This is a genomic window from Desulfallas sp. Bu1-1, from assembly GCF_015594625.1.
Classification (GTDB): Bacteria; Bacillota; Desulfotomaculia; order Desulfotomaculales; family Desulfallaceae; genus JADNRQ01.
The window spans coordinates 1-14,096 of record NZ_JADNRQ010000029.1 but is presented as its reverse complement, the minus strand read 5'-3'; the positions used below and the strand labels follow the sequence as shown (position 1 = coordinate 14,096).

Annotated in this window: 12 protein-coding genes; 2 read left to right on the top strand and 10 right to left on the bottom strand. The window is 49.0% G+C overall.

From position 1 onward, the window contains the following. Position 1 precedes the first annotated feature (1 nt). The 10 genes from IT084_RS16340 to IT084_RS16295 form a co-directional block, all read right to left on the bottom strand. Positions 2–475 (bottom strand): universal stress protein, encoded by a 474-nt coding sequence (locus IT084_RS16340; RefSeq protein WP_195713957.1) that lies wholly within the window; start codon positions 473–475, stop codon positions 2–4. Continuing rightward, positions 468–1,202, bottom strand: a complete 735-nt coding sequence (locus tag IT084_RS16335; RefSeq protein WP_195713956.1) for an enoyl-CoA hydratase/isomerase family protein — start codon at positions 1,200–1,202, stop codon at positions 468–470. Before IT084_RS16335 ends, IT084_RS16340 begins: the two co-directional genes overlap by 8 nt. A gap of 24 nt (positions 1,203–1,226) precedes the next feature. Further along, positions 1,227–3,137, bottom strand: a complete 1,911-nt coding sequence (locus tag IT084_RS16330) for a TRAP transporter large permease subunit (protein ID WP_195713955.1) — start codon at positions 3,135–3,137, stop codon at positions 1,227–1,229. Positions 3,138–3,217: 80 nt separating this feature from the next. After that, positions 3,218–4,282, bottom strand: a complete 1,065-nt coding sequence (locus IT084_RS16325) for a TRAP transporter substrate-binding protein (RefSeq protein WP_195713954.1) — start codon at positions 4,280–4,282, stop codon at positions 3,218–3,220. 96 nt (positions 4,283–4,378) lie between these two features. Then, positions 4,379–5,551, bottom strand: a complete 1,173-nt coding sequence (locus IT084_RS16320) for a CaiB/BaiF CoA-transferase family protein (RefSeq protein ID WP_195713953.1) — start codon at positions 5,549–5,551, stop codon at positions 4,379–4,381. Positions 5,552–5,598: 47 nt separating this feature from the next. Continuing rightward, entirely contained in the window at positions 5,599–7,095 is a 1,497-nt protein-coding gene (locus tag IT084_RS16315; protein WP_195713952.1) for an acetyl-CoA hydrolase/transferase C-terminal domain-containing protein, read from the bottom strand. A gap of 9 nt (positions 7,096–7,104) precedes the next feature. Further along, complete coding sequence (locus IT084_RS16310; RefSeq protein WP_195713951.1) at positions 7,105–8,466, bottom strand: MmgE/PrpD family protein; 1,362 nt, start codon at positions 8,464–8,466, stop codon at positions 7,105–7,107. Beyond that, positions 8,463–8,924: a hypothetical protein gene (locus tag IT084_RS16305; RefSeq protein ID WP_195713950.1), complete on the bottom strand. Its 462-nt coding sequence runs from the start codon at positions 8,922–8,924 to the stop codon at positions 8,463–8,465. Before IT084_RS16305 ends, IT084_RS16310 begins: the two co-directional genes overlap by 4 nt. A 20-nt stretch (positions 8,925–8,944) precedes the next feature. Continuing rightward, positions 8,945–9,385: a cobalamin B12-binding domain-containing protein gene (locus IT084_RS16300; protein WP_195713949.1), complete on the bottom strand. Its 441-nt coding sequence runs from the start codon at positions 9,383–9,385 to the stop codon at positions 8,945–8,947. A gap of 30 nt (positions 9,386–9,415) precedes the next feature. Then, positions 9,416–11,110 carry a methylmalonyl-CoA mutase gene (locus IT084_RS16295; RefSeq protein WP_195713948.1) on the bottom strand — a complete coding sequence of 565 codons (1,695 nt, stop codon included), beginning with the start codon at positions 11,108–11,110 and terminating at the stop codon, positions 9,416–9,418. 216 nt (positions 11,111–11,326) lie between these two features. On the opposite strand from IT084_RS16295, the gene IT084_RS16290 reads away from it, so the two are divergent. Next, entirely contained in the window at positions 11,327–12,724 is a 1,398-nt protein-coding gene (locus IT084_RS16290; RefSeq protein ID WP_195713947.1) for a sigma-54-dependent Fis family transcriptional regulator, read from the top strand. Positions 12,725–12,825: 101 nt separating this feature from the next. Beyond that, entirely contained in the window at positions 12,826–13,824 is a 999-nt protein-coding gene (gene meaB, locus IT084_RS16285) for a methylmalonyl Co-A mutase-associated GTPase MeaB (RefSeq protein WP_243277038.1), read from the top strand. The last annotated feature ends 272 nt before the right edge of the window (positions 13,825–14,096 follow it).

The window sequence follows — 14,096 nt, the reverse complement described above, 5'->3', positions numbered from 1 at the left end:
ATCAAACACTCCCTTTCAAGCATTTACTTTTCTTTTTCACTATTATCACAGTACACTCAGCGTGCTGGACCACGTGGTTGCTGATGCTTCCTAGAAGGAAGCTTTCCAGCCCGCTTAGCCCCCGGCTACCCATTATTATTAAATCATACCCGCCTTCCCTGGCTTCCCTAACAATGGAATAGGGGGGGTCTCCCCATACAAGCTTTGTCTCTACGATCACGGGCAGTTTTTTTTCAGTAAACCTTGCCGCTTCTTTTCTAAGTATTTCCTCCCCGTGTACTTCAAGCTGTTCTTTTATTTGATTATAGACCCTTCCCATCTTACCGGAATAGGACTGAAGCTGGCTGGGCATTTCGGTAATGTTCATCAGTGTTACTTTATGGGCGCTGATATTCTGCAACAGTTCCAGACAGTACTCCACAGCCAGGGAAGAACCTAACGAACCGTCAACGGGAAGGAGTATCTTTTTAAACATTATCCAAACCTCCCGCAAATGTAATTGCTTTGTTTTTCCCGGTGCCAGGCCTCCGAAAGCCTGTTTTACAAGTTCTCTTTATATTTTTTAGCTTTATAAGCATTTCCTTGGTGTTCCTCACTGCCCCGGGATGATTGCAACGAGCCATCTCCAATGCCATTTCCATGACTTTTTCCTCCAAAAGGTCAACGGGAAAGACCTGACTGACCAAACCAATTTTTTCTGCCCGGGCAGCATCAATTTTACAGCCTGTAAGCAACATTTCTGAAGCCGGCCCGTACCCTACAAGACTGATTAATCGAATGGCTGACGTGTGGTGATACACCCTGCCGATCCTCACCGCATTCACACTAAAGAAGGCATTTTCAGCCGCCAGTCGGATGTCGCACATGGCCGCCAGGTCCAGCCCGGCCCCCACCGCACAGCCGAAGATCATGGCGATAACCGGAAAGGGGTAGTTGATCAGGCTGCTCTGGAAATATTCCAGGGATTCTATGAATTTTTTAAATTCCTCGGCGCTTGCTACTTCCTTCAGGTCACCCCCAGAACAAAAAGCCTTTTCCCCGGCACCCCTAATGACAAGCACCTTGGACCGCTCCCTTAGATCCTCAAGAGCCCCGCCCAGGCGCAATAAAGCCTCGTAGTTTAGAGCGTTACGGCGTTCCGGCCTGTTAATGATCAGTGTACAAACCGGTCCCCTGTTTTCTTTAATTATTAAATCACCCATACCGTGCCACCTTTTTATTGGTTATCAACGGCCCCCTAAGCCCATCGTCCCCGGCAACCACAATGCCAGTCCCGGGAAAAGCGCAAGAATAAACAGTCCAAATAGTAACAAAACCATATATGGCCACGCTCCTTTAATCACGTCCTCAATGGGAGCCCGGGCCACCCCTTGAATCACGTACAAGTTTAGGCCCACCGGAGGCGTGATCATCGCCATCTCCATCAGCAGCGTTATATACACCCCGAACCATAGACCATTAATGCCCAGATTTGTGATTAAGGGGTATACTATGGGCATAGTAATTAAAAGTATGGAAACAACCTCCAAGAACATGCCCAGGATCATGAAGGTGATGCTTAGCAGTACAATTATCAACCACACCGGTATCGAAAGATTACCTACAAAATTACAAACGTTTTGGGGTATTTGCAGGAAGGTGACCACTGTTCCCAGTATCATGGCGCCCACCACGATCATCAATATCATGGTGCTGCTACATGTTCCTCCGGACATAACCTGGCCTAGATCATTAAGCTTGATCTTCCCCCTCAGCAACGAAACCGCCAAGGCATAAATCACCGTAACCGCAGCAGCTTCAGTAGGAGTGAAAATGCCCGTGTATATTCCCCCGATAATTATCACCGGGGCCAGTAGAGCCCAGATAGCTTCTTTAAACGACCCCAGTCTTTCAGACAGGCCGCACGGCTCCTCTTTTTTGTAATGGCCGCTCTTTAAACAAATCGCTACTGCAAACACAATAAACATTAGCGCCAGCATAAATCCCGGAATCAAGCCGCCCATAAACAGCGCCCCGGTAGACTCACCGGTGATGCTACTGTAAATAATCATGGAGGCGCTGGGTGGAATGAGTATTCCCAAGGTCCCCCCGGCAGCCACCACCCCGTATGCATGGGTCCGCTCATAATTCCTTTTTAATATCTCAGGGATGGCGATTATTCCTATGGTGGCAGCGGTGGCCACACTGGAACCAGATATGGCCGCAAATATGGCGCAGGCGGCTATGGTAGCCGCCATAGTCCCTCCCGACAGATGTCCGATCCAACGGGAACAAAACATAAAAAGCTCTTTGCCGATCCCACCAGCCATCAGTATCTGCCCAGCCAAAATATACAAAGGTATGGCCAAAAGGGTGAAGCTATCCAGGGACTTAACACTCACCATGCCTATCTGGGAAAGCCCCATGTCCGCCCCCATCAGTAAAAACAGCCCCAGGGACCCCACCAGGCCGAGGCAGGTAAATACGGGAATACCGGCCAGCAGAAACACCACCAGGGTAATTACTATGCTAAGGCCGGGGCTCACCTGGTAAATACCTAAGCCTGCCGCCAGAAGTAAAATAAATACCGGAATAATAACCCATACATTGTTAAGCAGTCCCTTGCCGGTTTCCAGAGTACCGCCGACAGCCAGACTAATCCTGTTTATGAGCATTTTCAGGGACTGCATCATAAGAAGAGCGCTTCCAATCACCAAACCGAGGTAGACAAGGTACATTGGGAACATCAAAACGGTTGAGGACCGCTCGTTCATGGTAAACCCGTCGCTAAACATATCCCAGGAATATACCAGCAGGAGCAAGCTGTAGCCTAAGCAAAAGGTAAAACCCACAATTTCAAAGGCGTTTCTGATCCTGGGGCTCATTCTATACACCAGTATATCTACGTTGATGTGGCTGCCCTCTTTCAATCCGTAAGCCGAAGCCAGAAAGCCGAACCATACAAGTATATAACAGCTTATTTCATTCACCCATAAGGTAGGTGTAAAAAAAATTCGCGCAATAATCTCGTAAACCATGATAAATGCCACAAACAGCATGGCATATCCGGCAACACTACCGGCCACAGCAGAAAGAGAATCGACGGATGTGGTAAAAATATTCTTGTTTGCGAGCTTTTTAATAGCCAAATTATTCATCGGCAGCCCCCTACCTTCATTCAGATATATAACCCGGTCCTGGGGACGGGCTTTTTAAAAGCCGCCCCCAGGGCAAGGCCTTACTTACGCAGCGCTTCCACGCACTCAAACATCTTCTTGGCTTTTTCTTTGTCGTAATTCTCACTAAACTTTTCCATCATTATTGGAACTGTAGCCTTACGCCAGCGCTCAAGCTCCTCCGGGGTAATTTTGTCGAAGATAACGCCATTGTTTTCCAGAACCTTGCGGGATTCCATGGTGTCTTTCTTCTCAGCCTCCCTGGTAAACTTCTCCACTTCCGCGGCCCCCTCCATAAAAATCTTCTTCAGGTCGTCCGGCAGGGAGTTCCAGAAGTTTATGTTGGCCAGGGTAGCAAAGGGGACCACCGGCGCCACGGAAACATCTGGCACATGCTTGGCAACCTCATACCACTTGCGGGAGTTGAAGCTGGTCAGCCCGGACATAGCCCCGTCCAGCATTCCTTTCTGCAGGGCCTGGTATACCTCTCCTGAGCTCATCATCGTGGGAGCGGCCCCCAGGGCTTCTTCATAATAGGAGATTATCTGGCCGTAAGCTCTCATCCTCTTGCCTTTAAAATCCTCCAACTTGACCACAGGGTCCTTGAAAATCATATCCGCAGTGCCGTAGTCGATCCAACCAAGGAACTTGCAGTTGGCTTTTTCCTCCATCTGCTTTTTCACCATTTCCCCCGCCTCTCCATGGGCAACCCGGAAGAAATGTTCTTCATCCTGGAATAAGGAGGGCATGTAGAACAACCCTACCGAAGGCACCACCCCCGTCCACATATCCAGGTTTGCTATGGCCATGTCCACAGCACCCTTGGGCAGGACTGTAACCAGGTCCTTGTCATTGTATAGCTGCTGGGCGGGATACAACTCCACTTCCACCCTCCCGCCAGACTGTTCTTCCACATACTTCTTAAATACAGTCATGGCATCGGTAAGATGGTGCCCCACCGGCAGAGTTCCCACCATCTTGACTTTAATTTTCTCTCCCTGCTTACTTTCTCCGGCTCCTTTTTTGCTGTCCCCAGCTTCTTTTTTACTATCCACGCAGCCGACACCAACGATCAGTACCAGTATCAGAATTGACAGTATTGCAACAATATTCTTAATTTTAAACATCTCCCGGCCTCCTTTAAATTTACTTACCAGGACAATTCATCTTGAGCTTTTTGGTTACATTCCAACACCTCCCAGATATAATTAATTCATTTCGTTTTACCCTTGCAAAACCACCTTGTTTTTTATCAGCCTTTCAATTTCCTGAGGGCTGAAGCCTACTTCCTGCAAAACTTCCGTGGTATGCTGCCCGACCGTGGGCGACGGCGTCCTTACACTACCAGGTGTCTTAGACAAGCGTATAGGTACATTAATCACCTTAACCGGCCCCAGAGCAGGGTCATTTATATCGATAATCATTTTCCGTTCCAGGACGTGCCGGTCTTCCATGAGCTCACCCACCGTGAGAACCGGTGCGCAGGGTATCCCCTCCCCACCCAGTTTCTCCAGAAGCCAGGCTCTGGGGTATTTTTTTATTTCTTCCTGCACCAGGGGCACTAAATGAGCCCTGTTTTTAGTCCTGTCTGAATTGGTCATAAAACGGGGGTCAGAACCAAGATCATTTAATTTCATTATATTGCAAAATTTTTTCCAGAACCTGTCAGTTGATACACCGATAAATAAAGGTTTATCTGCCGCTTCAAATACCTGGTAGGGAGCGGCAAAAAGGTGCCCTGAACCTATTCGTGGCGGGTTTTCCCCCGTAAGGGAATAGTTGGTGATCCAGTAATTCATCCATGATACGGCTGTGTCCAGCAGGGATACATCGATATGTTGGCCCTCCCCGGTCTTTTCCCGGTGCCTCAGGGCCATGGAAATGCCGAAAGCGGCGTACATGCCGGTGCCGTAGTCTATTAATGACGAGGCTATGCGCACGTAGGGGCGGCCTTCTTCACCGGTGGCCGCCATTAGACCTGACTCGCACTGGGCCGAAACGTCGTAGCCGGAGCGGACCCGGTAGGGGCCGGTCTGACCATAGCCCGATATGGAGCAGTAAATTATCCCAGGGTTCACTGCGCTAACATCGGCGTATCCCAGCCCCAGCCTTTCCATGGTTCCGGGAACAAAGGCCTCTATAAACACATCAGCATTAGTTGCCATTTTCAATATGACATCTCTTCCTTCGGGTTCTTTCAGGTTTATGGATAGGCTCCTTTTATTGATGTTTATGGAAGAAGACCACGCCCCACCCATGAAAGGGCGAAAGTGATCCCCCTGGAACGGCTCAATTTTGATTACGTCGGCCCCCATCTGGCCCAAAAGCATTCCACAAAAAGGGCCAGCGGCAGCCTGTGTAAAGTCCAGCACCTTAAGTCCATCCAGTGGCGACAAATTAAATCCCCCCCCCAGCAAAGTTACCGAAAACATCTTTTAGAATCCTATATCTTCATTGTTTTTTGCTGTTTGAGTCTTTGGTGAAAAGAAAATGCCTCCCACAGAACGTGCGGCTCATGCCCCCCCGCCTCCCTCCTTGACCTTTCAAGATAATCATTTAAAAGAGGCCTGAAGTCCGGATGAGCGCAGTTCCGGATGATTTTTTCCGCCCTTTCCACAGGCGAAAGCCCACGCAGGTCGGCCAGCCCCATGTCGGTAACAACCACGTCTACACAGTGCTCAGAGTGGTCCACATGGCTGACCATGGGAACGATTGAAGAAATATCCCCCCCTTTACCTGTTGACAGCAGTGCGAATATCGACAGGTGTGCGTTGGCGGCAAAAGTGGCCGACCCACCTATTCCGTTGACCAGGCTGACCCCGCCCACATGGCTGGAGTTGACATGCCCGTATATATCCACTTCTATGGCGCCGTTTATGGCTATAACCCTAAGCCTGCGGATTAGTTCCGGGTGGTTTGTAATCTCGCAAGGCCTCATTACTAAGAACTTTTTAAATTCGTTGATGTTTCGGCAGAACTTTTCCCAGCCGTTGTCCGAAACCATTAGGCCGGTGCCGGTTGCCGCCCTGCACCTACCAGCTTCTATCAAATCAATGACGCCGTCACCTATTACCGCGCTGAACACTTCAATGTCCCTGAAGTCCGAGCATGCTAGGTTTTTCATAATGGCATCGGCGATATTACCAAGACCTATTTCAATAGGGTACAGATTTGGGGGGAGCCTCCCCTCCCGCACTTCTTTTTGTAAAAAGTCTATCAGATGTTCAGCCAGCCTGCTGCTTCTCTCATCGGTGCCGACACTCCTGGCCCCTTGCTTGGTAAGTTCTGAAACAACTATATGACTGATTTTCTCCTTTTGCACAGGTATATATGGAGTTCCTATCCGTTGTTCCACCCTGTACAGGGGTATTTCCCCCATGTACGGTCCCAGTGCGGGCAGGTAGTGGTCGTACATACCCTCGATTTCCAAGGGTAGGGAACAGTCTATTTCCACTATCACCTGCCGTGCCGCCTCCACGTAACTACTTATGTCCACCGGGACGTGCGACGGCACAATAAACCCTTCTTCGGTTATGGACACAGCGTCCACAACGGCCAGGTCAAGGCTGCCGAAAGTGCCGCACCTTACATGGTAGGGTAGCATCTCGGTGCGGATGTCGTTGCATTGGACACTTCCAGTATTAATCATTTTACGCAGTGTCGGGTCGCCGTGGGATCCCAGCCTCCTGCTGAGAGCCCCGGCCTCTGCCAGGATACCCTCCACATCGTGCCCGAAAAGGGAAGCTGACCAGAGGTTTAGATTGCCCACCTGCCCACTTTTGGCCCTTTCCGCCAGGCATTTGAAAAAGGCCGAAGGGCAACCCCTTATAAATTCTCCGGCAGAGGCTATGTTCATGCCACTCTTTACCGAGGCGGTCGCCACCTCGGGAGTCGCTAATTTCTCCAATAGCTTGCGACAGCGTATCCTTTCTTCTAGCACTTTCTCACCTCAATCCGGCCTTTGACAGGCTAATTCGATCAGCACTTTAATGTTATCCAGCCGGTCCAGCCTGGATACCATTTGTTCCAGCATTACTGCAAACTCAGGAGTTATTATGCCGTCCGCGCACATCATAAACTTATCTTTCAATTCCTGATATGATATGGGGTTTTCCGGGGTACCTTTGGCATATTCAGACTGTTTTTCAAACACTCCCCTCCCGGTCTTTACCCTTACCAATGACTGGCCGAGTCTTTCAAAAGTCTCATGCCCAAGTATATTAACCTTTTTAAGGAGGTCCTGCACGTCTGCGCGGGCCACCCGCTCATCGCTGAACTGCTTTAAGCCCACCACCCCGTCCAGGGCCGCCACGGCCAGACAGTACTGCATGCTGAATTTTCCCTCCAGGCCGGTTACCGGCCTGCTCCTTATAAGTATCCCGGTTACCTTTGGGCTGACCAGACAATCCACCTGTTCGATTTCAGCTGGGCTCACCCCGTGTTCCCGACGGATATCCAGCATATTGTCGATGGATGCGGAGATCGCCCCACAGCAGGGGTATTTCTTGACCGTACGGCCTGGATGCAAAAGAGCCCACCCCTTGCCGGGCTTTTCCGGAAGACCTGAAGGATACAACCGGTGCTCCCCTTTTCCGCAGAAAACATTGGCAAATCCCAGCTCGGATTCTAATATGCTTTCATCAGCTGTAAACCCGTTTTTTGCCAGGAGCGCCGCAGTCACCCCCCCTCGTGCGGCGTTGCCTGCGTGCAGTGGTTTAGTCATGGTACCAAAATTCTGGCGCAAACCTGAAGCATAGGAAGTCGCAATGCCCAGAGCATTTCTTATCTGGGCCTTGCTGAGGTCCAATAGCTTGGCGCAGGCCGCAGCCGATCCCAGTGGCCCTATGGTGCCGGTAGTATGCCAACCGCGGTGGTAGTGATACTCGCTGGTAGTCGATCCGATTATCGCCTCCACCTCGAAGCCGGCTACAAAGGCTTCTATGGCCTTTTTCCCGCTTACCCCTATTTCCCCTCCAAGGGCAAATATGGCGGGAAAAATGGTAACACTGGGGTGGCCAATCATAGGCCAGTATATGTCGTCAAAATCCAGGGCGTGGGAAAGAGTGCCCATGGCAAGCGCCGCATCAGGAGCCGATGTTTTGACCGCCGTACCGATAACTGGGGCCCGCCCTCCCCCGCCGTTATACCCGACGAAATCGACTATAATACGTCCGGCTTCCTCATTTAATGCCGCCAGAGTCACACCCAGCCAGTCAAGGAACGCCTCCTTGCTTTTTTCCACCATTTCCTCGTCCAGTGCCTCATACCTGATTCCAGCGATAAATTCGGCAATCTCAGCAGTAAAGCTCATAGACCATCCTTCTTTGCAATTGTTTTGAATTCAATAAGACAGTAGTTATCACCGGCCGCCAGGGATTTGTCAATACGCATTTCCACTTCCTGGCCGGCCATCTGACCTATCATTTCCCTGTCCAGCTCCATTATGGCCCGGCAGAGATCACCCCCGACCCCCTGAATACCCATCCTACAGGTAAAAGCCTTTAAAACCAGCCTGTGTTCAGTAAGCTCCACAAACTCGGCCCTGGGCGGGGAGCTTTTCAATGCCGGTCCGAAAAAGCCCTTCACCGCTGAAACGAAGTCCCCGCAGACCAACTTCTTCTTCATCGTATCACCTTGTACCTGGCCAAGTCTTCTGAAGACTGATTCAATAATTTTTAAAATCTCAGGCCCACCCTTTTCGTACAAGGCCCTCGCCAGTGACCCCATAACCTCCTGGCTCGAAGAGGCGGGATAATCATCCGGATGCAAGCATATCACCTCCTGCACCCTTAAAGGCTCCTAGATTCAGCTAGCGTTTTTTCCCGTTTTCTTTTAACTACATCCTTAATAAAGTCCACTATATCTTCAAAGGAACTGTCAGTGGGAAAAACACCGTCAACGCCCATAGATTTGAGCTTATCAACATCTTCTTTTGTAGGTATGGTCCCGCCTACCAGCAGGATTATATCATCCTTGACGCCTTCCTTTTTCATAATGTCAATCACTCTTTTACTGGCCCCGATGTGAATACCGGATAGCACGCTTAAGCCCAGGACGTCCACGTCCTCATCGATGGCGGCTCGTACCAGCTGTTCGGGAGACTGGTGCAGCCCGGTGTATATTACCTCCATACCTGCATCCTTCAGAGCCATGGCAACCACCTTGGCTCCCCGATCATGTCCGTCCAGGCCGGGCTTCCCCACAAGAACCTTTATTTTTTTTTCGTCCATCGATTATTCCCCCTTTGACGTAACGGGTTACTAAATGCCCGTAGGGCATTTGAAGGTTCCGTAAACTTCCCTTAAGACCCCAGTTATCTCTCCTATGGTGGCATATGCCTTAACCGCGTCAATTACGTAAGGCATTAGGTTTTCAATGTCTTTTCGGGCAGCCTTCTCAAGATTCCCTAGTGTTTCCTTTACCAGGGAATTATCACGGTTTCTTTTTATGCTTTTCAGCCTCTTAACCTGCCTGCTGTACACTTCGGGGTCAGCCTTGTGCAGGTTCATTTCGGGACCTTTCCCGGCGCCCTTGGTATCGCAGCAGTCATCGGCCACGAATTTGTTAAGTCCCACTACAACCTTTTCACCGCTTCTAATCTTTTTCTCCTTTTCGTATGCCTGCCTAGCGATTTTGTTGTGTATTAGACCTTTCTCCACGCAGGCGACCATGCCTCCGTTTTCCTCAACCCACCCCATCTCTTCCCTAGCTTTTTCTTCCACCTTGTTGGTGAGGAATTCAACGTAGTAGGAACCACCCAGAGGGTCAACAGAGTTGGTCACCCCGCTTTCAAAGGCTATGATTTGCTGAGTGCGTAAGGCCACCCTGGCGGATTCCTCGGTAGGAATGGCATAAGCCTCGTCAAAGGACATCACGTGGCAGGACTGGGCTCCGCCTAAAATCGTAGCCAGACACTCGATAGTGGTCCTAATGATATTGTTCAGCGGCTCCTTGGCAGTCAGCGTTGTTCCGTTGCAACCAGCAAAAAATCTCATCCTCTGGGACTGCGGGTCCCGGGAATTATACTCGTCTCTCATTATCCTGGCCCACAGTCTCCTGCAGGCCCTGTGCTTAGCCACCTCTTCGAAAAGATCCATGCCACTGGAGAAGATAAAGCTAAGGCGGGGCGCGAATTCATCCACATGCAGCCCCCGCTTCAATACCTCATCGACATAGGTTTTGGCCTCCGAGAGGGCGTAGGCCACCTCCTGGTAGGCGTTGGCCCCGGCCTCCCGCACATGGTAACCGGAAATGCTGATTGGGTTGAACTTGGGCACATTCCTGCTACAAAACTCTATAACATCCGTAGTCAGTTTTAAAGAAGGCCTAGGGGGGAATATATACGTTCCTCTGGCAAGATACTCCTTCAAAATGTCGTTCTGCAGGGTCCCTTTAAGCTTCTGCATGGGTACCCCCTGCTTTTCCCCGGCAGCGATGTACATGGCCAGTATAACCACAGTGGGGGCGTTAATGGTAAAAGAGGTGGTAATTCTGTCCAGGGGTATATCTTCGAACAGCATCTCCATATCCTGAAGGCTGTCCAGTGCCACACCGACCCTTCCCACCTCCTCCTCGATTATAGAAGGGTCGTCCGAGTCCAGCCCCAACTGGGTGGGCAGGTCAAAGGCTACGCTCAGTCCCGTCTGCCCGTTTTCCAGTAGGAATTTGTAGCGCCTGTTGGATTCCTCTGCCGTAGAATACCCGGCGTACTGACGGATAGACCAAATGTTCCCCCGGTACATGGAGGGATACACCCCTCTGGTAAAGGGATACTCTCCAGGATTGCCGATGTCTTTAAAATAGTTGGATGTTTTAAGGTCAGCCGGCGTGTACAGCACCTCTACGGGCATTCCCGATTCTGTAAAGGCTGGTCCCACCGGCTTTTTGTTCAGGCATTCGCCGGTCCACCTGACTTTGTCCTTTTCAACCTTATCGAGCCATTCTTCTAGGGTCAAGGCGACCCCCCCTTTTCACAATTGTCAAAATATTTTATAATAAATTTAATTCAAAATCTGTGCCAGCCGCGTTATATACTATTGAATGGAAGCATATGTTTAAATCACACAATGGTAATTCATTTTTGTATCAATATGCGTAGTTACTTCTGAAAATTTTGATGATTCATTTTTGTATTACAATTCAATATTGATAATCAGGGTGGTGCTGGACATATGTTTGATCCCAATTGTTCCTGCGGGGTTTATGACGAGCTTGAAAAGGTCAAAAAGCTAAACATCGAACTAGAGACCATCATCAATTCCTGCTCCGATGGGATATGCGTATTTGACAAAAACGGAGTGGGGCTGAGGGCCAACGCAGCCATAAAAAGCTTAACCGGCTTGGAAGAGGAAGATATAATAGGCACAGATGTTAGAACTCTTAAAGAAAAGAACATAATAAACGATTCTGTTGTTTTACAGGTTCTGCTTCAAAAGAAAAGGATAACAATGATGCAGTATTTCTATAACGGCAGGGAATGCATAGTTACAGGCACCCCTGTTTTCAACGAAAAAGGCGAAATAGAAAAAATAGTCACCAATGTGCGTGACGTTACCCAGCTCAACAAGCTCAAGGAAGAGCTGGAGCGAACAAAGCAGTTATACTCACAGTTCCAGTTCAACCAAAACAAGCAAAAACTGATGGTTGCCGAAAGCAAGGAAATGAAGGATGTTATTGAGCTGGCATACCGTTTTTCCCAGGTAGACACCACTGTCTTCATCCATGGAGAGTCTGGCGTGGGTAAAGAACTGGTGGCCCAGATGATACACGAATACAGTCACAGAAAAAACACCGGTACCTTCATAAAGCTGAACTGCGCCGCCATACCCGAACAGCTACTGGAATCCGAGCTGTTCGGGTATGAAAAGGGCGCCTTCACTGGGGCCAGGCGTGAAGGAAAACCCGGAGTTTTTGAGCTGGCAGACAAAGGCACTCTTTTTCTCGATGAAATAGGAGACCTCTACCTGCCTATGCAGGCCAAGCTGTTAAGGGTGCTTCAGGACAGGGAATTTGTAAGGGTAGGGGGTACCAAACCGATAAAGGTTGATGTAAGGATAATATCGGCAACCAATAAAAACCTGGAACAGATGGTTAACAAAGGAGAGTTCAGAAAAGACCTTTATTACAGGCTGAACGTACTCCCGGTAACCATCCCTCCCCTTCGCCAGCGTCCTGTAGACATACCCGCCCTGTTACATCACTACCTGGAAAAATTTAATAAGAAATATTCTCTAAATAAGTCCTTTTCACCATCGGCAATGATGCACCTGATGAAATACTCGTGGCCTGGTAACGTCAGAGAACTGGGAAACCTGGTGGAGAGACTGGTGCTAATCACACCCGCCGACAGGATCACGTCAGAAGACCTACCTGAAAAAATATGCACCGAAGACCGGCACATTGCGGAGAATCCGGGTGATTTAAAGAAAAGATTGGAAATCCTTGAGCGAAAAATTATAAAATTGGCCCTGCAAAAATACGAAAACACCTATAAGGCCGCCAAGGCACTGGGTATCAGCCAACCCACCTTCGTCCGAAAGGTCCAAAAATATAACCTTAGAAAGGAATAGTTTTTAGCTACCAAGGTACCCGGTTAATCCCTGGTATCTTTTTTGCATTTTTGAAGTATATTAGTAGTTTTTTGTTAAACATTGGAAAGGGGCTGACTAGATTGCAACGGCTGCTGGAAGATTTTCAAAGAAAAGACCGGCGTTCCCTGGCAAAGTTAATCACTTTAATTGAAAATGACTCGCCATTAAAGGAAGAAATAATTAAAAAGTTACATTTCACCACCAAAAAGGCCAGAATAATAGGATTTACCGGTTCTCCCGGGGCGGGCAAGAGCTCGCTAATAGATCGCCTTGTGAAAACTATCAGGCAGAGGGGTGAGACCGTCGGAATAATAGCCGTTGACCCCACAAGCCCCTTTAGCGGGGGAGCCATGTTGGGAGATCGCATCCGCATGCAGGAACACGCCTTGGATGAGGGTGTGTATATCCGTAGCATGGGAACTAGAGGTAACCTGGGGGGGCTAGCTAGAAGTACTAAAGATGTTGTTAAGGTGCTTAACGCCTACGGTAAAGACTGGATCATCGTGGAAACAGTGGGAGTGGGCCAGGCGGAGTTGGAAATTATGAACATAGCCAGCACCACCACGCTGGTACTTACCCCCGATTCAGGGGACGGAATACAGACCATAAAGGCCGGGATAATGGAAATTGCCGATATATTTGCCGTAAACAAATGCGACCTTCCCGGGGCTGACAGGGTAGCTACCGAAACGGAAATGATGCTTGATATGCAGTACCATAAAAAGGCCTGGCGCCCTCCGGTCATAATGACCTCTTCCGTGACGGGGGAAGGAGTTAACGAATTACTGGAAGCTATAAACGAGCACCACCGTTATCTGCAGGAAAATAACATTTATCTGTCCATACAAAAAGAAAAAGCAATAACCGAAATTCTGGACATCATTAGCAGCTATTGGCAGAAATTGATCTGTCAACACCTTAACGGCAAAAGTCAGGTAAGTTTTTTATTGGAAAAAGTGGCTAATCAAAAAATGGACCCTTACACCGCTGCCACAAAAATAATTGAAATCCTTGCAACACCCGGGAGTCTTAACACTGCCGAAGGAAAGAAGGAAATGATTTCCGACGCCCTGTCATAATTTAAGTAAGATACCACACCCAGTGTAATAATCGTGGCAATAAAGATAATAAGCGTCAATTTAAGTCTCAATCTTTTCAAAAAATACCCCTTTACCGTGAATCATCATGATAGTTGGGATCATTTTTCCCTCCTTTACCCATCATGAGTGATAATCCAGGTAATACTCAATGTAATTCCGGACTTTTTCCGCCGGTTTGTAAATCCCAAAGTGGCCCTCGCAAAGGATGTCCGCATTTAAATTGATCAGCTTGCGCATGGAGTCCCGCCATT

What these genes read in the sequence shown, in the direction of transcription:
- IT084_RS16310 (WP_195713951.1), bottom strand. Translation starts at nt 8,466, where the DNA reads ATGAGCTTTACTGCTGAGATTGCCGAATTTATCGCTGGAATCAGGTAT.
- IT084_RS16340 (WP_195713957.1), bottom strand. Translation starts at nt 475, where the DNA reads ATGTTTAAAAAGATACTCCTTCCCGTTGACGGTTCGTTAGGTTCTTCC.
- IT084_RS16290 (WP_195713947.1), top strand. Translation starts at nt 11,327, where the DNA reads ATGTTTGATCCCAATTGTTCCTGCGGGGTTTATGACGAGCTTGAAAAG.
- IT084_RS16325 (WP_195713954.1), bottom strand. Translation starts at nt 4,282, where the DNA reads ATGTTTAAAATTAAGAATATTGTTGCAATACTGTCAATTCTGATACTG.
- IT084_RS16300 (WP_195713949.1), bottom strand. Translation starts at nt 9,385, where the DNA reads ATGGACGAAAAAAAAATAAAGGTTCTTGTGGGGAAGCCCGGCCTGGAC.
- IT084_RS16335 (WP_195713956.1), bottom strand. Translation starts at nt 1,202, where the DNA reads ATGGGTGATTTAATAATTAAAGAAAACAGGGGACCGGTTTGTACACTG.
- IT084_RS16330 (WP_195713955.1), bottom strand. Translation starts at nt 3,137, where the DNA reads ATGAATAATTTGGCTATTAAAAAGCTCGCAAACAAGAATATTTTTACC.